The organism is Pseudarthrobacter sp. PvP090, assembly GCF_040547365.1.
Classification (GTDB): Bacteria; Actinomycetota; Actinomycetes; order Actinomycetales; family Micrococcaceae; genus Arthrobacter.
This window is the reverse complement of sequence record NZ_JBEPPO010000011.1, coordinates 16,164-39,871: the sequence shown is the minus strand read 5'-3', so window position 1 is coordinate 39,871 and position 23,708 is coordinate 16,164. Positions and strand designations below refer to the sequence as shown.

The 23,708-nt window shown below is 68.7% G+C and carries 17 protein-coding genes and 1 tRNA gene; 12 read left to right on the top strand and 6 right to left on the bottom strand.

What is annotated here, in order from left to right:
- Positions 1–57: 57 nt before the first annotated feature.
- Entirely contained in the window at positions 58–1,887 is a 1,830-nt protein-coding gene (locus tag ABIC21_RS13760) for an AMP-dependent synthetase/ligase (RefSeq protein ID WP_354350954.1), read from the bottom strand.
- Positions 1,888–1,945: 58 nt separating this feature from the next.
- On the bottom strand, positions 1,946–3,658 hold the full coding sequence (locus tag ABIC21_RS13755) for a dolichyl-phosphate-mannose--protein mannosyltransferase (RefSeq protein WP_354350953.1): 1,713 nt from the start codon (positions 3,656–3,658) through the stop codon (positions 1,946–1,948).
- A gap of 250 nt (positions 3,659–3,908) precedes the next feature.
- Here ABIC21_RS13755 and rsmI point away from each other — a divergent pair, with 250 nt between their 5' ends.
- A complete protein-coding gene (gene rsmI, locus ABIC21_RS13750) occupies positions 3,909–4,757 on the top strand; it encodes a 16S rRNA (cytidine(1402)-2'-O)-methyltransferase (RefSeq protein ID WP_354351060.1) in 849 nt (282 codons plus the stop codon).
- Between the two features lie 206 nt (positions 4,758–4,963).
- On the top strand, positions 4,964–6,463 hold the full coding sequence (locus tag ABIC21_RS13745; RefSeq protein ID WP_354350952.1) for an NAD-dependent succinate-semialdehyde dehydrogenase: 1,500 nt from the start codon (positions 4,964–4,966) through the stop codon (positions 6,461–6,463).
- Between the two features lie 40 nt (positions 6,464–6,503).
- Here ABIC21_RS13745 and ABIC21_RS13740 read toward each other — a convergent pair whose 3' ends face one another.
- The 3 genes from ABIC21_RS13740 to ABIC21_RS13730 are packed head-to-tail and all read right to left on the bottom strand — an operon-like array spanning position 6,504 to position 11,514.
- Positions 6,504–9,062: a transglutaminase TgpA family protein gene (locus ABIC21_RS13740; protein ID WP_354350951.1), complete on the bottom strand. Its 2,559-nt coding sequence runs from the start codon at positions 9,060–9,062 to the stop codon at positions 6,504–6,506.
- A 2-nt stretch (positions 9,063–9,064) separates the two neighbouring features.
- The gene (locus ABIC21_RS13735; protein ID WP_354350950.1) at positions 9,065–10,516 is read right to left on the bottom strand and encodes a DUF58 domain-containing protein; all 1,452 of its coding nucleotides are present in this window, start codon (positions 10,514–10,516) and stop codon (positions 9,065–9,067) included.
- Between the two features lie 14 nt (positions 10,517–10,530).
- A complete protein-coding gene (locus ABIC21_RS13730) occupies positions 10,531–11,514 on the bottom strand; it encodes an AAA family ATPase (protein WP_354351059.1) in 984 nt (327 codons plus the stop codon).
- 431 nt (positions 11,515–11,945) lie between these two features.
- Here ABIC21_RS13730 and ABIC21_RS13725 point away from each other — a divergent pair, with 431 nt between their 5' ends.
- From ABIC21_RS13725 to ABIC21_RS13705, 5 genes are all read left to right on the top strand, one after another.
- On the top strand, positions 11,946–12,833 hold the full coding sequence (locus tag ABIC21_RS13725) for a TatD family hydrolase (protein WP_354350949.1): 888 nt from the start codon (positions 11,946–11,948) through the stop codon (positions 12,831–12,833).
- A 280-nt stretch (positions 12,834–13,113) separates the two neighbouring features.
- Positions 13,114–14,283 carry a resuscitation-promoting factor gene (locus ABIC21_RS13720; RefSeq protein ID WP_354350948.1) on the top strand — a complete coding sequence of 390 codons (1,170 nt, stop codon included), beginning with the start codon at positions 13,114–13,116 and terminating at the stop codon, positions 14,281–14,283.
- A gap of 164 nt (positions 14,284–14,447) precedes the next feature.
- Positions 14,448–15,359, top strand: coding sequence for a 16S rRNA (adenine(1518)-N(6)/adenine(1519)-N(6))-dimethyltransferase RsmA (gene rsmA, locus ABIC21_RS13715; protein ID WP_502936001.1), 912 nt, complete (start codon positions 14,448–14,450; stop codon positions 15,357–15,359).
- 81 nt (positions 15,360–15,440) lie between these two features.
- The gene (locus tag ABIC21_RS13710; RefSeq protein WP_354350947.1) at positions 15,441–16,403 is read left to right on the top strand and encodes a 4-(cytidine 5'-diphospho)-2-C-methyl-D-erythritol kinase; all 963 of its coding nucleotides are present in this window, start codon (positions 15,441–15,443) and stop codon (positions 16,401–16,403) included.
- Positions 16,404–16,499: 96 nt separating this feature from the next.
- The gene (locus ABIC21_RS13705; protein WP_354350946.1) at positions 16,500–18,326 is read left to right on the top strand and encodes an ABC-F family ATP-binding cassette domain-containing protein; all 1,827 of its coding nucleotides are present in this window, start codon (positions 16,500–16,502) and stop codon (positions 18,324–18,326) included.
- A 218-nt stretch (positions 18,327–18,544) separates the two neighbouring features.
- Here ABIC21_RS13705 and ABIC21_RS13700 read toward each other — a convergent pair whose 3' ends face one another.
- Entirely contained in the window at positions 18,545–19,144 is a 600-nt protein-coding gene (locus ABIC21_RS13700; protein WP_354351057.1) for a TetR/AcrR family transcriptional regulator, read from the bottom strand.
- A gap of 215 nt (positions 19,145–19,359) precedes the next feature.
- Between ABIC21_RS13700 and ABIC21_RS13695 the strand changes: the two genes are divergently transcribed.
- The 5 genes from ABIC21_RS13695 (at position 19,360) to pth (ending at position 23,699) form a co-directional block, all read left to right on the top strand.
- Positions 19,360–19,431, top strand: a tRNA-Gln gene (locus tag ABIC21_RS13695).
- A gap of 211 nt (positions 19,432–19,642) precedes the next feature.
- A complete protein-coding gene (gene glmU, locus ABIC21_RS13690) occupies positions 19,643–21,133 on the top strand; it encodes a bifunctional UDP-N-acetylglucosamine diphosphorylase/glucosamine-1-phosphate N-acetyltransferase GlmU (RefSeq protein ID WP_354350945.1) in 1,491 nt (496 codons plus the stop codon).
- A 4-nt stretch (positions 21,134–21,137) separates the two neighbouring features.
- A complete protein-coding gene (locus ABIC21_RS13685; protein WP_354350944.1) occupies positions 21,138–22,118 on the top strand; it encodes a ribose-phosphate diphosphokinase in 981 nt (326 codons plus the stop codon).
- A 282-nt stretch (positions 22,119–22,400) separates the two neighbouring features.
- Entirely contained in the window at positions 22,401–23,003 is a 603-nt protein-coding gene (locus tag ABIC21_RS13680) for a 50S ribosomal protein L25/general stress protein Ctc (protein WP_354350943.1), read from the top strand.
- A 108-nt stretch (positions 23,004–23,111) separates the two neighbouring features.
- Entirely contained in the window at positions 23,112–23,699 is a 588-nt protein-coding gene (pth, locus tag ABIC21_RS13675; protein WP_354350942.1) for an aminoacyl-tRNA hydrolase, read from the top strand.
- Positions 23,700–23,708 lie beyond the last annotated feature (9 nt).

Genomic DNA, 23,708 nt, shown 5'->3' with positions numbered 1-23,708 from the left:
AAGCGGCCGGCACCACGGTGCCGGCCGCTTCCCGGCATCCGCGGTGATGCGGCTGCGTCAGCCGTAGATCCGGTTGATCTGTGCCTCGAAGTCACGCACGACGGCGGCACGCTTGAGCTTGAGCGAGGGCGTCAGGTGCCCGGATTCGACCGTGAAGTCGGCGTCCAGCACCACAAAGCTGCGGATGGACTCGGCCTGGGACACGAGGGCGTTCGCCTCGTCCACGGCGCGCTGCAGGGCTAGACGGACCTGGTCGTTACCGCGGGCCTCGGCCGGGCTCATGGCGGGAACCTTGTGAGCGGCGCACCAGTTTTCCAAGCCCTCCGGATCCAGGTTGATCAGGGCGGATACGAACGGCTTGCCGTCCCCGACCACTACGGCCTGCAGGACCAGTTCGTGCTCACGGATCTTCTCCTCCAGCGGTCCGGGGGCGACGTTCTTGCCGCCGGCGGTGACCAGCAGGTCCTTCTTCCGGCCGGTGATCGTCAGGAATCCCTCCGCGTCGAGGGACCCGAGGTCGCCGGTGCGGAAGAACCCGTCCACGAACGCCTCCGCGTTGGCCGCCGCGTTGTTGTGGTATCCCTTGAAGACGCCCATGCCCTTGACCAGGATCTCGCCGTCCTCGGCGACGCGGATGGTGGTGCCGGGCACCGGGATGCCGACCGTCCCCACTCTGGTCCGCGTCGGAGTGTTGGCCGTGCACGGGGCCGTGGTTTCGGTGAGGCCGTAGCCCTCGAGGACGGGGATGCCCGCGCCGCGGAAAAAGTGCGCGTCGTGGGAGCTCAGCGGGCTGGCCCCCGAGACGGTGTAGCCCAGCTGGCCGCCGAAGGCCTGCCGGAGTTTGGGGTACAGCAGCCGGTCGAAGAGGGCGTGTTGGGCGCGGGTGACCCATCCGGGACCGGGACCTGTACCCCGGGCTGCGGCGTCGAGGGCCCTGGAGTAGTCGATGGCGACGGCAGCGGCCGACTCGAACAGGCGTTCCTTCCCGGCGAGGGCAGCCTTGTGGGCGGCACCGGCGTAGACCTTCTCGAAGATCCGGGGCACCACCAGCAGGAAGGTGGGTTTGAAGCTGGCCAGATCCTCCAGCAGCTCCTTGGCGCCGGCGGTGTGGCCCACTGTGGTTCCGGCGCTGAGGCAGATCACCTGGACGGCACGGGCGAGGACGTGGGCCAGCGGGAGGAACATCAGCGTCCGGGTCCGGGGCTGCCGGAGGATCTCAGGCAGGAACAGCACGATGTTCCTGGCGACCAGGGCGAAGTTCCCGTGCGTGATTTCGCAGCCCTTGGGCCGGCCGGTGGTGCCGGAGGTGTAGACGAGGGAGGCAACGTCCGCGAGCCCGGCCGTGGACCGGTGCCGTTCCAGTTCGGCGTCGCCGACTCCGGTGCCCGCTGCGGCCAGGCTGGCGAGGTTGGGGGCGGCGCCGTCGTAGTCCATCCGCACCACCGGGAGCACGGTGCCGCCGAGCAGGCCGGAGCTGTCCAGGACCTGGCGGACCAGCCCCGCCTTGGCCTCGTCCTCCGCGAAGATGCGCCGGGCCCCGGAGTCATGCAGGATCCATTCGATCTGGCTGGCGGAGGACGTCTCATAGACGGGAACGGGGACGCCGCCGGCGAACCAGATGGCAAAGTCGACGACGGTCCACTCATAGCGGGTGCCGGACATAACCGCCACGGTTTCCCCGGGCGTGATGCCGCCGGCGATCAGACCCTTGGCCAGCGCCCGGACCTGGTCCAGGAACTGCTGGGCGGAGACGTCGGCCCAGCCGGCCGGTCCTTTGCGGGAGTACAGCGCATGCACGGGATCCTTGGCGTGCTGCTCCAGCAGCAGGTCCGTCACATTGCTGGCCGGATCGAGCTCGACGAGCAGTCCGGTGCTTGCTTCTCTCACAGCCGATTCTCCGTTCCGGGTCCACCTGTGGCCGGTGGACGTCCCCTGCAATCCTGCCCTAGATCCAGGACGGCATCCACATCCGGAACCGCCAATCCTGGTAGGTGATGGTCTCGGCGGTCCAGACCGGATAGAAGAAGGCCGAGACGACGACGGCGGTGACCACAAAGAGGGCCACGAGGTAGAGCCCGGACCGGCGCCGCCACGGCGGATCCGTGCGCTGGCCCAGGACAAGCCCCAGGCAGTACACGAGGGCCAGCACCAGGAAGGGTTCGAACGAGACCGCGTAGAAGAAGAACATGGTGCGTTCGGGGTACAGGAACCAGGGGAGGTACCCGGCCGCCACGGCCGCGAGGATGGCCCCGGCGCGCCAGTCGCGCCGCCCGGCCCACCAGAAGAGCAGCACGCCCAGGCACACGGCGGCGCCCCACCAGATCAGCGGGTTGCCCACGGAGAGGATCGCCGTGGTGCAGCTGGCGGTGTCGCACCCCGGGCTGCCCTGCTTGGGGGACTCATAGAAGAAGGACGTGGGCCGGCCCAGCACCAGCCAGCTCCAGGCGCTGGCCTCATACGGGTGCTCCGCGCTCAGCCCCTGGTGGAACTTGTAGGCCTCCAGATGGTAATGCGCCAGGGACCGGACGGCGTCCGGCAGCCAGCCCCACTCCGCCGAGGGGACCGTCCCGGCCCAGTTCCGGAAGTACGCGTCCGTGGACCGGAACCAGCCGGTCCAGGAGGCGGCGTAGACGAGGGCGGCCACCGGGACGATGCTGAGGAACGCGGGTATCCCGTCCTTGAGGATCCCGCCGCTGATCCAGCCGTGGATTCCGGCGATCCGGCGCGCGCTCAGGTCCCAGAAGACCGTCAGCAGCCCGAAGCCGGCCAGGAAGAACAGGGCGGACCACTTCGTGCCGACCGCCAGTCCCAGGCACACGCCGGCCGCGAGCCGCCACCAGCGGATTCCCAGCCAGGGGCCGGACGCCAGCTGGAAGAGGCTGGGACGCCCGTCGGGGGAGGCGGCGGCTTGCCGGCCGAGCCGCCGGGCGAGCCGGCGGCGGCCGTCGTCGCGGTCCATCAGCAGCGCCCCGAATGCGGCGAGGATCCAGAAACTCAGGAAGATATCCAGCAGGGAGGTCCTGGACATCACCAGGTGGTGTCCGTCCACCGCCAGCAGCACACCGGCCACGGCCCCGAGGGTCAGCGAGCGGAAGAGCTTCTGTGCAATGAGGGCCAGCAGGAAAATGGAGAGTGTGCCGGTCAGTGCCGCTCCGAAGCGCCAGCCGAAGGCATTGTCCGGCCCGAAGAGCCACATCCCGCTGGCGATCATCCATTTCCCGACCGGCGGGTGGACGACGTACTCGGGGCTGTCCAGCAACACTCCGGGATTGCCGGCGATGAAGGCGTCATTGGCCTTGTCCGGCCACGCCCGTTCGTAGCCGCTGACCAGGAACGAGTAGCCGTCCTTGACGTAGTACGTCTCGTCGAAGACCAGGCTGCGGGGCGAATCCAGCCGGACGAACCGCAGGACGCCGCCAAGGGCCGCGGTGATGACCGGAATGAGCCAGAACCACAGCCGGAGCGAGGGCGGATAGTCCCGCCAGCTCCGGATGTTGCCGATCAGGCGGTCTTTGAGCGCATCGGGGGTGAACGCCTCCGCCGGGCGGCTGACCCAGCGGTGCCCCTCCAGGTTGCGTCCGGTGCGGGGGGCTGGGGGCGCCGATCCGGTGGAACCGGTGTCGGCGGGCCGCGTGGGGGTCTGCGTCACGATGCCCATGCTACCTTTTGCGGCTGTGGTCCCCGCCCTTGCACGCCGGTCCCGTCCCCGGAGGGTCCGGCCAGGGTCCCGGCAGGGCCCGGCCCGGTCCGTCGGTCCCCGCCCCCAGCAGTAGGCTGGTCATGTGGACCCTAAACTCAGCACCTCCCCGAATCTTCCCGGCGACGAGACGGGCCCGGCGGACGGCCTCGAGGATGGCGCCCGTCCCGGACCCGACGGTTCCCCCGGCACGGAGCCGGAGACGGAGCCGGTGCTCCAAAGCGGCGGTCCCGGCCGGATCGTGCTCGCCGCAACCCCGATCGGCAACGCCGGAGACGCCACCTACCGGCTCGTCGAGCTGCTGACGACGGCGGACATCGTCGCCGCCGAGGACACCCGGCGGCTGCACCGGCTGGTCCAGAACCTTGGCATCACGGTCGCCGGCCGGATCATCAGCTACCACGAGCACAATGAGGCCGCCAAGACCGGCGAACTCCTGGACCAGGTCCGGTCCGGGAAGACCCTTGTGATGGTGACCGACGCCGGCATGCCGTCCGTCTCGGACCCCGGCTTCCGCCTGGTCGAAGGGGCCGTGGCCGCCGGACTGACCGTGACTGCCGCCCCCGGACCGTCCGCGGTGCTGACCGCACTCGCGCTCTCCGGCCTGCCCACCGACCGTTTCTGCTTCGAGGGGTTCCTGCCCCGCAAGGCCGGGGAGCGCGCCTCCCGCCTTGCGGACCTCGACGCCGAGCGGCGCACGATGATCTTCTTCGAGGCCCCGCACCGGCTGGAACCGATGCTCCGTGCGCTGCGTGAGCGGTTCGGCGCGGACCGCCGCGCCGCCGTCTGCCGGGAACTGACGAAGACGTACGAGGAAGTCATCCGGGGCACCCTGCGCGAACTGCTGGAATGGGCCGAGACGAACGAGGTGCGCGGCGAGATCGCCGTGGTCGTGGGCGGCGCCCCGGAGCGGGAACCCGGGACACCGGAGGACCATGTGGCCGCCGTCAACGCGCTTATTGCGCAGGGAATCCGGCTCAAGGAAGCCGTCGCGGCCGTGGCGGAGGACGCCAGGGTGAGCAAGCGGGAACTGTATTCCGCGGTGCTCGCCGCCCGGTAGGACGGGCGGTCCCCGGGCCGGCCCGTCGCTGTGCAGGTGCACAGCGAACCCGGCTTCACGTAGTGCGGACATGCGTAGACAGTCCGGAGAGCGCGGCAGTACCGTGGCAGTAAATCCAGCGCGTTTCCAACGCTCGGTTCCGACGTCCGTGGAACTGCGCTGAACCCGATCCTATCCACCCCGAATCGCTGACGAGGGAGTCAACCGTGACTGTAACTGCCCAGCCCATTGTTACCGCGGAGCGCGAGAGCGCCCTGCTGGCCTCTGTTCCCACCGGTCTTTTGATTGGCGGCCAGTGGCGCCCGGCCGCGTCCGGGAAGACCTTCGACGTGGAGGACCCATCGACCGGCAAGGTCCTGCTGAGTATCGCCGACGCCGGCCCCGAGGACGGGGCTGCCGCCCTGGACGCGGCGGCCGCCGCGCAGGAGTCCTGGGCGAAGGTTCCGGCCCGTGAGCGCGGGGAGATCCTGCGCCGGGCCTTCGAAATGGTCACTGCCCGCGCGGAGGACTTCTCGCTGCTGATGACGCTGGAGATGGGCAAGCCGCTGGCCGAGGCCCGCGGCGAGGTCACCTACGGCGCTGAGTTCCTGCGCTGGTTCTCCGAGGAGGCCGTGCGGGCCTTCGGCCGTTACTCGGTCTCCCCGGACGGGAAGTCCCGGCTGCTGGTGACGAAGAAGCCGGTGGGCCCGTGCCTGCTGATCACGCCGTGGAACTTCCCGCTGGCCATGGCGACCCGCAAGGTCGCCCCGGCCGTCGCCGCTGGCTGCACCATGGTGCTGAAGTCCGCGAACCTGACGCCGCTGACCTCCCAGCTGTTCGCCGCCGTGATGATGGAGGCCGGGCTGCCGGCCGGAGTGCTGAACGTCATTCCGACGTCCACGGCCGGTGCCACCACGGGGCCGCTGATCAAGGACTCGAGGCTGCGCAAGCTCTCCTTCACCGGGTCCACCGAGGTCGGCCGCCGGCTGCTCGCCGACGCGTCCGAGAACGTGCTGCGGACCTCGATGGAGCTCGGCGGGAACGCCCCGTTCGTGGTCTTCGAGGACGCGGACGTCGACGCCGCCGTCGCCGGGGCGATGCTGGCGAAGCTGCGGAACATGGGCGAGGCCTGCACAGCCGCGAACCGGTTCATTGTGCACGAGTCCGTCGCGGATGAGTTCGCGGAGAAGTTCGCCGCGAAGATGGCGGACATGACCACGGCCCGCGGCACCGAAGCCCACTCTAAGGTCGGACCGCTGATCGATGCGAAGAGCCGCGACAAGGTCCACGAGCTGGTCTCCGATGCCGTGTCCGCCGGTGCTGTCGCGGTGATCGGCGGCTCCGCCGTCGAGGGTCCGGGCTACTTCTACCAGCCCACCATCCTCAAGGGCGTCACCGAGGGCACCCGGATCCTGTCCGAGGAAATCTTCGGGCCGGTCGCCCCGATCATCACCTTCGACACCGAGGACGAGGCCGTCCGGCTGGCGAACAACACCGAGTACGGGCTGGTCGCCTACGTCTTCACCCGCGACCTCAACCGGGGCATCCGGATGGGCGAACGCCTCGAGACCGGCATGCTGGGCCTGAACGCCGGCGTGGTCTCCAACGCCGCGGCCCCCTTCGGCGGGGTCAAGCAGTCCGGCCTGGGCCGTGAAGGCGGGCTCGAAGGCATCGAGGAATACCTCTACACCCAGTACATCGGCATCGCCGACCCGTACGCCGGCTAGGGCCAGCCCCGGCTGAAACCGGAGCCGCGCCGGACCGGCGTCAGTTCCGGTGCGGCCACCGTTCCCGGCGCAGCGCCTTCCGCACCCTTGACCAGGCACCGGCGAGGCTGCGCCGGGTTCGCTCTGCTGCGCGGCGGGCGGCGCGGAACGGCGCTGTGGCCGCCCGCCGCCAGGCGGCCAGGGTGGAGGGCGGCAACCACTCGGCACGGAACCGCAGGAGCGGACCGGCATGGGCGTGCAGCGAACTGCGGACCGCCGCGATCAGCGGCGCGGCTGATGCTCCGGTGCTGCCGGCGGCAGCGCCAGCGGGCGTGCCGGCGCCGGACCGGACGCCGTCGACCTCAGGGACGGACGGCGGGCGGCCGTATTGCCGGCGTTCGAAGTCCGCGGTCAAAGACCTGACGGCCCGGTGGCCGTCGCCGTCCACGCCCTCCGGTTCCCCGAGGGCACCGGCGTGGCGCAGCCTTTCGGAGAAGTGGCGAGGCGTCTCACTGGCCTGCGGTGCTACGCCGTAATCCGTGGCGAGGTCGCGCAGTTCCGCCCAGGCCTGCGACGCTGCCGCATTGCCGGCACCGTTCAGCCGGCGGCGGCGCAGCGCACTGCGTGCCAGATGTGGGGAGGCCAGCAGCAGCCCGAAGAGCAGCACCGCGCCGGCGCTGTACAGCACGGGCAGTACCACGCTTGCCGCGTCCGGCCTGGCGGCAGCGGCCGGGACTGGCAGCGGTGCAACGCTGGGCAGCGGTGTGGGGAGGGGGCTGCTGCTCGGAATGAGTCCGTCGTTGTTTTCATTCGTGCTGGCGCCGCTGGCGGCCTGGCCCTCCGTGGCATAGGACGGAACCAAGCCCCGTGAGGGCGTCGGCTCGAAAGGGACCCAGCCCAGGCCCTGGAAATACAGTTCCGGCCACGCATGGGCGTCCCGGGCGTCGACCTCGTACTCCGGCAGGGCGCCCTGGCCCCCGATCGAGACCGTCGCGCCGGTGGGCCGGCCGGGGGCGTAGCCGACGGCAATGCGGCTGGGGATTCCCTCCAGCCTTGCCATCACAGCCATGGCTGACGCGAAATGGATGCAGTACCCGCTCTTCTCGTTCAGGAAGTCTGCCAGGACGGACAAGCCGTTGCCGTCGTAGCCACCCTGCACCGGGGACTGCAGGGAGTAACTGAATGCGGCCGAGCGAAGGTAACGCTGGATGGCCATGGCCCGTGCATAGGCGGTGGTGCTTCCCGCGGTCACGGCCTCGGCTGTGCTGCGAACAACCTCCGGGACGTTGTCCGGTGGCCGGATGAACTGTTCGGGGACACCCTGCACCGGTCCCGTGGCCTGTGCCAGCAGGTCCGGGGTGAGCTGGGGGGCAACTGAGAGCACCACGTACTGCTGGTTGCGGGAGTTGGCGTCCACCCCCTTGATGCTCAGCGTGGCCGGATCCCAACTCCACCGGCCGGTAAGGCCGTTGACGGCCTCCGGGGCGTAGGGCGCCGGCAGGTACGGGCTGGTGAACTGGCCGGTGTTGATCGCGGTGACGACTCGGACTTCGGTGGCGACGGACTCGAGGCCCGACTCCATCCTCCCTGTGCCCAGCCGGCGGGTGTCATCGCGATCATCCGGAGCCCAGGTGTCGCCGTTGAAGCTGTCCACGGTGACGGAGCGCAGGTACGGCGTGCCGGTCGCGTTGGTGGCAAAGGTGATCCGGCCGTCACCGGTGGGGCTGCGCAGGCTGTTGCCGAGGCTGATCATCGGATTGAGCCCCGAAGCCGAACCGAAGGGATTCAGCCGCGAGCCCTGCGGGAACGTTCCCTGATCGAAGCCCGGGATCACGAGCTGGAGCATCAGGGTAACGGTCAGCGCGACGGCGCCGGTCAGGGCGCCGCGCCGGAACTGGCCCGGATTGTGCGCGGTGTCCGCTCCGGTCCGCGGGTCGGGCGCGAACCAGTGGCTGCAGCCGAGGATCATGAGGTAGCCTGCGGTGGCCGCCGCGAAGCCCAGCACGCCGACGCTCTGCGGCTTGATCATGGCGGGCACGATGAGGACGGCCAGGATCCCGAGCCCGCTTGTCGCCGGCAACGCCAGGGGATAGGCGAGGGCATCGACCAGGATCACCAGCAGCCCCAGGGCAGCGCAGACCAGCAGGACGATGCCGGCATTGGGGGCCACCGGGGCGCTTTCCCCAAGAACTGTCTCGCTGGCACGGCGAAGGTACCGGCCCAGCTGCGTCATCGTGGCGCCGGAGGGAATGAAGCCCATGATGCTGTGGGGGCGGAAGAACGTGAACGTCAGGATCAGCGCGAGCGCCCCCAGGGTGCCGGCGGTCACGAAGGCACTGCGCCACCGGAGGGCGCGGAGCCCTGCCATGGTGAAGGCCACGGTAAAGACGGTCGAGAGAACGGGCGAGTACCACGCCCATCCTCGCAGCACGCCGTTGAGGGCCAGTGCAGCACCGGCGACGGCAACGGACACCGCGAGGGCCATCAGCCATGGCTGGGAGCCCGCCTGTTTCTTCCGGGCCCTGGGCGTTGCCGGTGAGTCCGGGCCGGGGGAGTCCGGGCCGCGTTCCCCGGCCCTCGGCAGGCCGGGGTGCGGGCCGGTGCTCCGTTGCGGTGTCATTGTCATCGCCGGAGTCCCGATCCGCGCCGCACGTCGTCGGCGGCTGCCATCGGTGCCGTCACGCCGTCGTCGAAGGCCGTCCACGCCGCGGGCAGCGGCGTCGAGGGGGTCACGGCCACAGCCTGCCAGCCGCCGAGCCGGAGCGTAGCGAGCACCTCCCCGGGGTCCCCGGTCCGCTCAGTGACAACCAAGGCAAACGCGTTTGCCGCGAAGGCGGCGGCCGGGGCCAGCGCCCGGGCCTCCGCCCGCGTGAGGTTCCCGAGGATCGCCAGCACGGGCCCCCGCATCCGGTGGGCGGCCAGCTTGGCCATGAGCCGGTCGTCGAACGGCTGCGGGCCGGCCTCCGCGCCGGACGGGTGGCGGCGGCCAGGCGTCCGGGCGGCAGCATCATTCGTGTCCCTGCGGTTGTGGAGGGGACCCGTGAGCTGCACCGCGGCCAGGCTCTCGGCGATGGACTGCAGTCCGGAAGCCCCGATGTACTCTTCGGCCTCCGGCTCGGGGGCGGACGGCGAATGCCGGAACGCGGGTTCGCCGGCCGCGTCGAGGAAACGCAGCGCGTAGTTGCGCTCGGCGAGGTGCGCGCCGATGGACACTGCGGCCGTCACCGCCCATTCAAAAGTGTCGCTGGTCAGGAGCTCGTGGCCATCCGCAAAGGGCGCGCCGTGGTGTTCGGTTCCGCGGTGGTCAGTTCCGCGGGTGAAGGCCGAGAGCCGCTGGTCCAGGATGATGGTCGCCTCCGGGGTGGTCACGGATTCCTCCTGGCGGACCATCAGTTCCCCGTGCCGTGCCGTCGCTGCCCAATGCACGCGGCGCATCGGATCACCATGGCGGTATTCCCGGGTCATGACGTCGTCGTCGCTCGGGTTGGCGCGGATGCGCGTGGCGGTGACGCCGTCGTGCCCCCTGGCGCCGGCCAGCCCGGTGACGGGAAGTTCGACGGCGGCGGGCGTCACCGTGAGGACGTCGCCGCCGTCGATGGCGTGGCGGTGCAGGGACAGCCCGAACGGGTCGCTGAACTCGGCCGTGACCGGCCCGATCAGGAACTGGCCGCGTTTCCCGGAGCGCAAATGGTATTCATAGCGGCTGGTCCCGCCCGCCGCCGACCGCGAGGGGAACCGGAACACGGGGGATTCCCCGAACCGGGCGGGCAGGCGCTCCTCCATCAGCGCGTGGCCGGAGCCGGTCCCGGTCCGGGCGACAGCCAGCCGGACCGTCGTCATCGCCCCCGTTTCAACGCTGGCAGGGCTGAACTCCCGGAACACGCCGAAGTTCGGCTTGAGCACGCGGGTCCCGGCCAGCGAGAGCAGCGGCAGGACAAACAGCAGGATGGCCAGCGCCAGCAGGTCCCGGCGGCCCATCACCTGCGCTGCCAGCAGGAACACCGCGCCCGCGCCCAGCAGGCCCCAGCCGCGGGTCGTGAAGATGTGCCTCGGGAACCGATCGGTCAGCGCCAAGCCCGGGCCACCCCCTAGCGGCGATTCGGCAGCGTGGCAGCCGGGGCGGCCGCCAGGTCCGGGCTGACCGGGATTTTCGCCAGCACGGCACGGAGCACACTCTGGGCGGTCTCGCCGGCGCTCGCGGCTTTGCGGTCCAGGATGATCCGGTGCGCCAGGACGGATTCGGCCACGACGACGACGTCGTCCGGCAGCACAAAGTCGCGGCCGTCCAGGGCCGCCGTGGCTTTGGCCGCGCGCAGCAGCTGGAGCATGGACCGCGGGCTCGCGCCGAGCCGCAGCATCCCGCTCTCCCGTGTGGCGCGTCCCAAGGAGACGGTGTATTCCTTGATCGACTGGGAGACATACACGTGCCGCACCGTGGCGATCATGGCCGCGACCTCGCCGGCGGTGACCACGGGGGTGACCTTGGCAAGCGGGGACGTGGCCTGGTGGGTTTCCAGCATTTCCATCTCGGCCTCCTTGTCCGGGTAGCCCATGGAAATCCGCGCCATAAAACGGTCCCGCTGCGCCTCCGGCAGCGGATAGGTCCCCTCCATTTCGATCGGATTCTGCGTGGCCACCACCATGAACGGCTCGTCGAGCCGGTAGGACGTGCCGTCCACGGTGACCTGGTGTTCCTCCATGCACTCCAGCAGGGCCGACTGGGTTTTGGCCGACGCGCGGTTGATTTCGTCTCCGATGACGATGTTGGCGAACACCGCCCCGGGCCGGAACTCGAAGGACCTCGATGCCTGGTTGTAAATGGACACGCCGGTGACGTCCGAGGGGAGCAAATCAGGCGTGAACTGGATGCGGCTCACCGAACAGTCGATGGTGCGGGCCAGAGTCTTCGCGAGCAGGGTCTTCCCGACCCCTGGAACGTCCTCGAGGAGCAGATGGCCCTGCGCCAGGAGCACCGTCAGGGCCAGCTTGGCCGCTTCCGCCTTGCCGTCGATCACGGTGTTGATTGCGGTCAGGATGCGCTCGCTGGCAGAACGGAAAGCTTCCGCGTCCATCGCCGGGGGCGGCGGCTGCGCCGGGCGCAGGGTCACCGGGGGCCCAGCCACGGCGGAATCTTCCCCCCGGTCCCGCCCCTCGGGAAGAGCCTCGTCTAGGGAGATGCGGTGGTAGTCCATCGGTAGCCTCTCAGCCCTGGTGGTTTCCCGGACGGATCGGCATGGAGCCTGCCGGGCCACTCATCGGGTGTTTGCCTGTGTTCCTGGCCGTTTGTTCCTAGCCGTTTGGTTCTGGCCGTCCGTTCCTTGCCGTTCATGATTCCGTTGTCGCTAAGCCAGTCTTTACAACAGAGTACTAACACAACTGCCGGACCTGACAGAGAGTTCCGGGGAAATCTCTGCGGGGCTTCCGGCGCGGAGTTGGTGCGGACTCGATAAGTCCCGTGCCGGGCCGGTTCATGCGACCCGGGGACCGCCGATAAGGTGGGAAGATGATCACCCCCCTGACACCCCTCCCGTTCCGTGCGCCGGGCAGCGACGGCACCGGCAGACAGGGCTATCCGCCGGCTCCGGAACCGCTTCCGGTGCCGGTCATGGACAACCACACCCACCTGGATTTCCCCCACAACGAACTGACGGTCAGCATCTCGGAGGCCCTGGACGCCGCCGAGAGCGTGGGGGTGCAGGGGGCCGTGCAGGTGGGGTGCGACCTCGAATCGTCCCGGTTCACCGTGCGGGCGGTCGAGCTGGATCCGCGGCTGCTGGGCGCCGTCGCCCTCCACCCCAATGACGCGCCGGACTACGCCGCCCGCGGCGAACTGGAGGAGGCGCTGGCCGAGATCGAAGCCCTCGCGGCGCACCCGCGGATCCGGGCCATCGGCGAGACCGGCCTGGATTTCTTCCGCACCGAGGGCGAGGGGCTGGCACATCAGCGCTATTCCTTTCGGCGCCACATCGATATTGCCAAACGCCTGGGGTTGACACTGCAGATCCATGACCGTGACGCCCATGACGACGTCGTCCAGGTGCTGCGGGAGGAGGGTGCCCCCGAGCGGGTGGTGTTCCATTGCTTTTCCGGCGGTGAGGAGCTGGCCCGGACATGCAACAGCGAGGGCTGGTACATGTCCTTCGCCGGGACGCTGACCTTCAAGAACGCCAACAATCTGCGGGCCGCCGTGGCCATCGCGGAACCGGAGCGGATCCTGGTCGAAACCGACGCCCCATTCCTCACTCCGCACCCGCACCGGGGCCGCCCCAATGCGAGCTACATGGTCCCCTACACCGTCCGGACCATGGCCCAATTGACTGGATGGGAGCTCTCGGAAATGTGTTCGAGGATCGCCGCAAATACCGTGCAGGCGTACGGATCCTGGGACTGACGGGACGAAAATGCGGCCGCCAGCATAGATACCCGGTATGCACAATTTGTTGGCGGCTTTATAACGCTCCGGTTACAGTGGACAACTATTAGCCGGGGTCGGGGAAGGCCTTCGGAAAATTTCACTCCTGCAGGGCGCGCATCGTGGCGAACGAACCATGTGCGCGCTCTCGTTTGTGAGTGTGGCAGTGCACACAGCTTCCGCTGACACAACGCACCCTGGCGGTGCGGCCTCCGGGCTGTCCGCGGCGGGTGGACCTGTGCACTTTCCCCGTGCCCGGATGGTCCAAAAGATACGGGCAATCGTGGTCAAGTTCTTTACATCGGATGGCAAGTTCAGCTTCGTCAAGATCGGCACCCAGCTGGTGGTCCTCGTGGCCCTGGTGCTCGGTCTCGTCGCCTTTGTCGGCAACAACAAGACAGTCACCCTCAACGTCGACGGCAGAGTGAGTGCAGTCCAGACGTTCGGCGGCACTGTGGGACAGGTCGTGAAGGGCGCCAACCTTGAGCTCCAGTCCTCGGACCGGATCACCCCGGCCGCTGACTCGCATGTCCGGGACGGGTCCGTCATCAACGTCAACCTGGCCAAGGCCGTCAAGGTCAGCCTGGACGGCGCGGAGAAGACCATCAGCACCACTGCTCCCACGGTAGAAGGTCTTGTGGCGGAGCTCGGCGTCGCCCGCGCCTCCGAGCTGTCCGTTCCGAAGGACGCCCAGCTCGCCGTCTCCGGTTCGTTCGTGTCCATCTCGACGCCGAAGTCCGTGAGCATCGTCGCTGACGGCAAGGCCGGCAAGACCACGACGACGGCAGCAAATGTCGCCCAGCTCCTCGCCGACGCCGGCATCACGCTCGGTGCCAGCGACCGCGTCTCGCAGCCGGGCAACGCCCCGGTGGTCAGCGACATGGTGATCAAGGTTTCCCGTGTGGACCTCAGCCAGACGGCAGAAGCGACCGAAGCCGTGCCGTATGAGACCCTCACCACGGAGGACGCCGGCATGATCAAGGGCGAAAAGAAGGTAACCCAGGCAGGCGTGGCCGGCTCCATTAACAAGAGCTTCAAGCTCGTCCTCGTCGACGGACGGGAAGCCTCCCGCACCCTGGTGTCCCAGTCCGTCAGTGCGCAGCCGGTCACCGAAAAGGTCACGGTCGGGACCAAGGCAAAGCCGAAGCCGGCAGGCAACACCGGCGCCGGAGCCCCCGCCATGATGAACGAAGCCATGTGGAACAAGATCGCGCAGTGCGAATCCACCGGCAACTGGTCCATCAACAACGGCAACGGATACTATGGCGGCCTGCAGTTCGACATCCGGACCTGGCTCGGAGCCGGCGGCGGCGCATACGCCCCGAACGCCAGCCTGGCCACCAAGGCGCAGCAGATCGACATCGCGAACCGCGTCTACGCGCAGCGCGGTCTGCAGCCATGGGGCTGCGGCTGGGCAGCCTCCAGCTAGCGCCGGGCCCCGGCTCCGGCTGACGGTCATGTGCTTGAGGCCATGAGTGCGGCGGGTTTCCGCAGCGGCTGACCACGGCAGCGGATGCCCGGTGCAAGGCCGGGTCCGGTTTCCGGACCCGGCCTTCGCCATGTCCGGGCCGGCCCGCGGGATAGGATACCTAGGTGACTGAACCGACCCCCTCCGTGCCAGGCAGTGCCCCAATCAGTACGCCAGCAAGCGCGCCCGCACCCCTGATGGGGGCCTCCGACATCCGGAGGCTGGCCGAGGAGATTGGGGTCCGTCCCACCAAGACGCTCGGCCAGAACTTCGTCATCGACGGCAACACCATCCGCAGGATTGTCGCCGCCGCGGACATCCGCCCGGACGAGACGGTCCTGGAAGTCGGGCCCGGACTGGGGTCCCTGACGCTGGGCCTGCTGGACGCCGCCCGCTCGGTTGTCGCCGTCGAGATCGATCCGGTCCTCGCCGGCAAACTTCCCGCCACCGTCGCCGAGTGGCGGCCGGACGCCGTCGGAAACTTCCACCTGGTCCTCGCCGACGCCATGCGGGTCACCGAGCTCCCTGTGCAGCCGACCGCGCTCGTGGCGAATCTTCCCTACAACGTCGCCGTGCCCGTGGTCCTGCACCTGCTGCAGCACTTCCCGAGCCTCCGCCACGGCCTGGTCATGGTCCAGGATGAGGTGGCCGACCGGCTGGCCGCCGGGCCGGGGTCCAAAACCTACGGCGTTCCCTCGGTCAAGGCGGCCTGGTACAGCAGCATGCGCAAGGCCGGGGTCATCGGAATGAACGTTTTCTGGCCTGCGCCCAAGATCCACTCCGGCCTCGTGGCGTTCACCCGCCGGGAACCGCCCGTCACCACGGCCACCCGCGAGCAGGTCTTCGCCGTCATCGATGCTGCCTTCGCCCAGCGCCGCAAGACCCTTCGCGCAGCTCTGGCCGGGTGGGCCGGCAGCGCCGCCGAGGCCGAGCGGTGCCTGCGGGCCGCCGGCGTCGACCCCACCGCCCGCGGCGAGGTCATCGACATCGCGGCGTTTTCCCGTATCGCCGAAGCCCACGCACGGCCGGCGCCGTAACCCCTGCGGCAGCCCCGAAACGGAGCAACCCGTCCGGTGCCGTGCTTGGAGCCTGACCCCGCCATGCCATAGCGTGGAGCCATGAACGCAGTGAGAGGGCGCTTTGCCGCGAGGACTGTCCGGGTCAAGGCACCCGGCAAGGTGAACGTCTCACTGGACGTCGGGCCCCTGCGTGCCGACGGCTACCACTCGGTGGCCAGCGTCTATCTCGCGGTGTCCCTCTACGAAGAAGTCGCCGCCACCAGCACCGACACCGGGGACATAACCGTCAGCCTCAGCCCCGCCAGCACCCTCGACCTCGACGGCGTCGACATCCCCCTGGATGAGCGCAACCTGGCCTACAAGGCCGCCGCGATCATGGCTGACGTCTCGGAACACTCCACCGGAGTCCACCTCGAAATCACGAAGCGGGTGCCCGTGGCGGGCGGCATGGGCGGCGGCTCGGCGGACGCAGCAGCCACCCTGCTGGCCTGTGACGCGCTGTGGAACAGCGGGCTGTCGCGCGAGGAGCTCGCCCACCTGGCCGGGGAACTTGGTGCCGACGTGCCCTTCTCCCTGCTCGGCGGCACCGCTGTGGGGCTCGGTCTCGGCGACGAACTCTCGCCGGCGCTCGTCAAGGCCCAGACCGACTGGGTCCTGGTGACGGCGGACTTCGGCCTGCCCACCCCGGAGGTCTACCGGGCCCTGGACCGGCTGCGGGCGGCCGAAGAGGCCGTGGTCGAGGAACCTGCGGCGGTGGACCCGATGATCCTCCAGGCCCTGCGGGCCGGCGACGCGGACGCCTTGAGCCGGGTGCTGGTCAACGATCTCCAGCGCGCCGCCATCGAGCTGGCGCCCAGCCTCCGGGACACCCTCGGACTCGGTGAGTCCCTGGGGGCGATCGCCGGGATCGTGTCCGGATCCGGCCCCACGGTCGCGCTGCTGGCCCACAGCCCGGCGGCCGCCGAAGGACTGGCCGGCGACCTCCGGCACCACGGCCTCGATGCCATGGCGGTGCACGGCCCGGTTCACGGGGCGCGCATCATCTCAGATACGCTCCTTTAATAGGATTGTCGTGATCGGCACGACGTACGCGGGCTTGGTTCGATCTAGCCTGACTAAATTTGCACGACATAATTTTCTCTAGGAAAGCAGTTCCCAGTGGCACACCTGCTCGGCGGCGAGAACCTCACGGTCTCGTATGCAACCCGTACCGTCCTCGATGGCATTACCGTCGGCCTCGAAGAAGGCGACAGGATCGGCATGGTCGGCCGCAACGGCGACGGCAAGTCGACACTGATGCGCCTGCTGGCAATGCGCTCCACGCCGGACTCCGGCCGGGTGACTAAGCGCAGTGAGGTCAACATCGGCTACCTGGACCAGAGCGACGTGCTCGACGGCGACCTCACCGTCGGCGCCGCGATCGTCGGCGACCAGGCCGACTATGAATGGGCCCGCAATCCCCAGATCCGCGAGGTCATGGGTGGACTCGTGTCCGACGTCGACTGGCACGCCAACGTGCATGCCCTCTCCGGCGGGCAGAAGCGCCGCGTGGCGCTGGCCAAGCTGCTGATCGAGGACCACGACGTCATCATGCTCGACGAGCCCACCAACCACCTCGACGTCGAAGGCGTCGCGTGGCTGTCCCGGCACCTGAAGACCCGCTGGCGGGCCAACCAGGGCGCCTTCCTCGTCGTCACCCACGACCGCTGGTTCCTGGACGAAGTCTGCACCAAGACCTGGGAAATCCATGACGGCATCATGGACCCGTTCGACGGCGGCTACGCCGCCTATGTGCTGGCCCGCGCCGAACGTGACCGCTCCGCTTCCGTGGTGGAAAGCAAGCGCCAGCAGCTCGTGAAGAAGGAGCTCGCCTGGCTCCGCCGCGGTGCCCCGGCCCGCACCGCCAAACCCAAATTCCGGATCGAGGCGGCCAACGCCCTGATCGCCGATGTCCCCGAGCCGCGCGACTCGACGGCACTGAGCAAAATGGCCACCGCCCGGCTCGGCAAGGACGTCCTGGACCTGGAGAACGTCTCCCTCGACTTCCTCGGCGGCGAACCCGGGCAGAAGCTCTTCGACAACATCACCCTGCGGCTCGCGCCCGGCGAGCGGCTGGGCCTGGTGGGCGTCAACGGCGCCGGCAAGACCACCCTGCTGAAGCTCCTCAACGGCGAGATCCAGCCCTCCTCCGGAAAGGTCAAGCGCGGCAAGACGGTTGTCACCGCAGTCCTCACCCAGGAGGTCAAGGAGCTCGACGACGTCTCGGACCTGCGCGTGATCGAAGTGATCGAGCGCGAAAAACGCTCCTTCAACGTCGGCGGCAAGGAATTCACTGCGGGCCAGCTCGTGGAGCAGCTTGGCTTCACCAACGAGAAGCAGTGGACCCCGGTCAAGGACCTCTCCGGTGGCGAACGCCGGCGGCTGCAGCTCCTGCGCCTGCTGGTGGGGGAGCCCAACGTGCTGATGCTCGACGAGCCCACCAACGACCTCGACACCGACACCCTGGCCGCCGTCGAAGACGTCCTGGACGGCTGGCCGGGCACACTCGTCGTCGTCAGTCACGACCGCTACCTGCTGGAACGCGTCACGGACCACCAGATGGCGCTCCTGGGCGACGGGAAGATCCGCGCGCTGCCGCGCGGCGTGGACCAGTATCTGGAACTGCGCGAAGCGGCGCTGGCCGGCTCCACCATCACCGGCGGCGGCAACCCGGTCACTGCAGCCAGCGGCAGTTCCGCCCCCGCCGCGGCCGGAGTTTCGGAGGCCGAGAAACGGGACGCCCGCAAGGCCAAGAACCGGATCGACCGCCAGTTGGGCAAGCTCAAGCAACAGGAAGACAAGATCCACGCGCAAATGACCGCCGCGGCCGCCGACCCCTCCGCCGGCGATCTCGCCGGGCTCAACAGGAAGCTCAAGGACCTCGCGGTCGAACGCGAAGCCCTCGAACTCGAATGGCTGGGAGCCCTCGAAGTCCTCGGCGAGTAGGCGCCTGCCCGGGGGATATGTCCGTGTGTTGCGTCATCGCTGGACATGTTCCCCGGTCCACTTAAATCCCTGAGGACATGTCCCGTGGAGCGGACAAGGGATGGACATGTTGGTGTTATGTCCATTCTTTGGGGCCAGGGGAGGGCATGTCCCGCGGGGCAGGCAGCAACGGGACCGGCCAGCCTGCGGCGTTACGAGGGCCGGACAGCCCACGGGCACTAGTCTTCGCTGCGGAGTTCGGGGTCTTTCTGCAGGCCAGTGAGGCCGTTCCAGGCGAGGTTGACCAGGTGGGCGGCGACTTCGCGCTTGTCCGGGGTTCGGCTGTCCTGCCACCACTGGCCCGTCATCGCCACCATTCCGACCAGCATCTGCGCGTACATGGCGCCGTCGGCCGACGTGAAGCCGCGGCGCGCGAACTCGTCGGCCAGAATGTACTCCACGCGGGCGGTGACCTGGGATAGCAGGGTGGAGAAGGCGCCTTCGGGCTGCGTCGGCGGGGCGTCGCGCATGAGGATGCGGAAGCCCTCGGTGCGGTCCTCGATATAGCTCAGCAGTGCCAAAGCCGCCCGCTCAACCAGGACGCGAGGCTTCGCTTCCTCGGACAGCGCGTCGGTGATGGAGCCCAGCAGGATCCGGAACTCGCACTCAACGACCTGCGTGTACAGGCCTTCCTTGGAGCCGAAGTGCTCGTAAATCACCGGTTTGGACACGCCTGCGGCGGCGGCGATCTCCTCGATCGTGGTTCCGTCCAGTCCGCGGAGGGCGAAGAGTCCCCGGCCGATGCCGATGAGCTGGCTGCGGCGCTGGGGCCCCGACATCCGGACCCGGGGTACGTAGCCGGCAGACCGTGTGGGCCTGCCGCTGCGGCTCCCGGCCCCTCCGGGCACCCCTGTGCTGTTGCTCACAGCTCCATCATGCCCCAGATCACCCACCGCAGGCGTGCCGCCGGGCCCCGGCCGCGACGGCAGCACGTGGGGGCAACGCAGTATGGCAGAATTGACTCTCGTGCCACAGGCTGAGTGCCTCGGCATGGTCCGCCCTGGTGTAATGGCAGCACCCCGGCCTTTGGAGCCGTGGAGTATAGGTTCGAGTCCTATGGGCGGAACAGCTGTGCGTCGCGGGGCCGGGAAATAGCGCCCGCCGGGCGCTGCCCGGTGTGAGTCAAGTAGGATGAAACCGGTGCCGCGACCGAAGTCTGGCCCGCCCAAGCCGCGCGGATCCGGCAACCGAGGTGCACCAGCTGCCCTCAGCCGCCGGCCACCCAGATCCACCAAACAGCGGCATGAGCTAAGCCACTGAGCAAGGAGAGCCCGTACGTGAGCCCCGAGAAGACCGGCCCAGCCGCCGTCATCGTCCTAGCTGCAGGTGCCGGTACCCGGATGAAGTCCCGTACCCCCAAAATCCTCCACGAGATCGGCGGCCGGTCCCTTGTCGGCCACGCGCTGCAGGCCGCCCGCACCATCCGGCCGCAGGAGCTGGCCCTCGTCGTCCGGCATGAACGGGACCTCGTGGCCGCCCACATCGCCGCCGTGGACCCGGCCGCCCTGATAGTCGACCAGGACGAGGTGCCCGGCACCGGCCGCGCCGTCGAAGCCGCCCTCGTGGCCCTCGACGCACTGCACCCCCAGCGGCAGGTCACCGGAACGGTCGTCGTCACCTACGGCGACGTCCCGCTCCTCACCGGCCAGCTGCTCGCCGAGCTCGTCGCCAGCCACGAGGCGGGGAGCAACGCCGTCACCGTCCTGACCGCGGTCCTGGCCGACGCCACCGGCTACGGCCGCATCCTGCGGGCCGCGGACGGAACGGTCACCGGCATCCGGGAGCACAAGGACGCCACCGAGGCAGAGCGGGAAATCCGGGAGGTCAACTCCGGCATCTACGCTTTCGACGCCGCCGTGCTCCGCGAATCGCTGGCCCACGTCACCACCGACAACGCCCAGGGCGAGAAGTACCTCACTGACGTGCTGGGCCTGGCCCGTGCTGCCGGAGGCCGCGTAGCCGCCGTCGTGACCGAAGACCGCTGGCAGGTCGAGGGCGCCAATGACCGGGTCCAGCTCTCGGCCCTCGGTGCCGAGCTAAACCGGCGCACCGTCGAAGCCTGGATGCGTGCCGGTGTCACCGTCGTCGACCCGGCCACCACCTGGATCGACGCCACCGTCACCCTCGACGAGGACGTCCGGCTGCTTCCCAACACCCAGCTCCACGGCACCACCACGGTGGCGCGCGACGCCGTCGTCGGCCCCGACACGACCCTGACCGATGTCCAGGTGGGGGAGGGCGCTACGGTGATCCGCACCCATGGATCCGGCTCCACGATCGGTGCCCGGGCGGGCGTCGGCCCGTTCACGTACCTGCGCCCCGGCACCGTCCTCGGCGAAACCGGCAAGATCGGTGCCTTCTACGAGACCAAGAACGTCACCATTGGCCGCGGTTCCAAACTGTCCCACCTCGGCTACGCCGGCGACGCCGAGATCGGTGAAGACACCAACATCGGCTGCGGAAACATCACCGCGAACTACGACGGCGAGAAGAAGCACCGCACGGTCATCGGTTCCGGTGTCCGCACCGGCTCCAACACCGTCTTCGTTGCACCTGTCCAGGTCGGTGACGGCGCCTACAGCGGTGCCGGCGCCGTGATCCGCCGTGACGTGCCGCCCGGCGCCCTGGTCCTTTCCCTGGCCCAGCAGCAGAATGCCGAGGGCTGGGTCCTGGCGAACCGCCCGGACTCGATTTCCGCGTCACTGGCCGCGGCCGCCGGCGCCACCACGACTTCCTCCAGTACTCCGGCATCTACAGAAGAGGGCTAGCAAAATGAGCGAAATAACGGCACACGGCGAGAAGAAGCTGGTGCTTGCCGCGGGGCGCGCGCATCCTGAGCTGGCGAGGGAAATCGCCAAGGAGCTCGGCACCGAGCTGCTGCCCCTGGATGCCTACGACTTCGCCAACGGCGAGATCTACGTCCGGGCCGGGGAGAGCGTCCGCGGCACCGACGCCTTCGTCATCCAGGCGCACCCCGCCCCGCTGAACAACTGGCTGATGGAACAGCTCATCATGATCGATTCGCTCAAGCGGGCCTCCGCCAAGCGCATCACCGTGGTCTCGCCGTTCTACCCGTACGCCCGGCAGGACAAGAAGGGCCGCGGCCGCGAGCCCATCTCGGCGCGCCTGATCGCCGATCTGTACAAGACCGCCGGCGCCGACCGCATCATGAGCGTGGACCTGCACACCTCGCAGATCCAGGGATTCTTCGACGGTCCCGTCGACCACCTCATGGCGATCCCGCTGCTGGCGGATTACATCCGCACCCGCGTTGGCGCCGACGACATCACGGTGGTCTCCCCGGACACCGGCCGCGTCCGTGTTGCCGAGCAGTGGGCCGAGCGCCTCGGCGGCGCGCCGCTGGCCTTCGTCCACAAGAGCCGCGACCTGACCGTCCCGAACCAGGCGGTGTCCAAGACGGTGGTCGGCCAGATCGAAGGCCGCACCTGCGTGCTGATCGACGACATGATTGACACCGGGGGAACCATCTCCGGCGCCGTCCAGGTGCTCAAGAACGCCGGGGCCAAGGACGTCATCATCGCGGCCACGCACGCCGTCTTCTCCGATCCGGCCGCGCAGCGGCTGTCCGAGTCCGGCGCCCGCGAGGTCGTCGTCACCAACACCCTGCCGATTGACGCCAGCAAGCGCTTCCCGCAACTCACCGTGCTGTCCATCGCGCCGCTGATCGCCCGCGCCATCCGCGAAGTGTTCGACGACGGATCGGTCACCAGCCTGTTTGACGGCAACGCCTGATACCCCCGGCTGGGCATGCCCAGCCGTCCGCCGGTGCGGGGCCGTTTTCAGAATTGCGGCCCCGCACTGGTAGCCTTGAACCGAAACCTTGGCGAGGGAGAGCGCCGGTATTCCGAATTATCCGTATAAAAGCGGAAATTATTCGGTAACCGGACTGCTGGTCTCCGTTATCGACTGGGTCTGAATCTCCCTTCGGAAGGGCGGCCCCCGGCCACCCGGCGTTGAAGGTCGCAAACAGACCTCCGCCCTTGCTGACCACCGCTAGTCCATTAGGAGATACCCATGTCTGAGCAGAAGCTCGCCGCAGAAGTACGCACCGAATTCGGCAAGGGCTTCGCCCGCCGCGCCCGCATGGAGGGCCTGATCCCGGCCGTCATCTACGGCCACGGCGCCGATCCGATCCACATCACCCTTCCGGCGAAGTCCACCACCCTGGCCGTCCGCCGTGCCAACGCGCTGTTGACCCTGGACATCAACGGTGAACAGCACCTGGCCCTGGTCAAGGACATCCAGCGCGACCCGATCAAGCAGATCATCGAGCACCTCGACCTGTTGACCGTCCGCACCGGCGAAAAGGTCACCGTTGACGTTCCCGTGCACCTCACCGGCGAGCTGGCTCCGGGCAACGTGTACAACCAGGAAATGACCACCGTCTCCCTCGAGGCCGAGGCAACCCACCTGCCGACCGCCATCGAGGTCAGCATCGAGGGCCGCACGGCCGGCGAGCACATCCACGCTTCCGACCTGGTCCTGCCGAAGGGCTCCGTCCTGCTGGCTGACGCCGAGTCCCTCGTCGTGCACATCTCCGAGGCCACCGAGGTCTCCGAGGAAGAAGCATCCGCTGACACCACCGAAGGTTCTTCGGTCTCCGAAGCAGCCGAGTAGTTCCGGCGATTTTCGGTGGCCGGGTCCCTGTTGGGGCCCGGCCACCGTCGTCTGCACAGCATGACCACCTGCCGCCCGACCCGGACTGCCCCACAAAAGGACTGATCCATGACTGACACCTGGCTGATCGTAGGCCTCGGGAACCCCGGAGCCGAGTACGCCCACAACCGGCACAACGTCGGACAGATGGTCCTCGACGAGCTTGCTTCCCGGATCGGCAGCGGCTTCAAGTCCCACAAGTCCCGGGCCCAGGTGCTGGAAGGCCGCCTCGGCATCGGCGGCCCGCGCGTGGTGCTGGCCAAGCCGCTGAGCTACATGAACGTGTCCGGCGGACCGGTCTCGGCGCTGAGCAAGTTCTACGACATCGAACCCGGCCACGTCATCGCCGTGCACGACGAGATCGACATTCCGTTTAATACGGTGAAGTTGAAGCTCGGCGGCGGCGAGGGGGGACACAACGGACTGCGGGATATCTCCAAGGCCCTCGCGACCAAGGACTACTTGCGGGTCCGTGTCGGAGTTGGCCGCCCGCCCGGCAGGATGGACACCGCAGACTTTGTCCTGAAGGACTTCTCCGGCTCCGAGAAGAAGGACCTGCCATTCCTGATTGATACCGCGGCCGACGCTGTGGATTCCCTGGTCCGTAACGGCCTGCTTGCAGCCCAGCAGGAGTTCCACGCTGCGAAGACGCCCTAGCCGAAACAT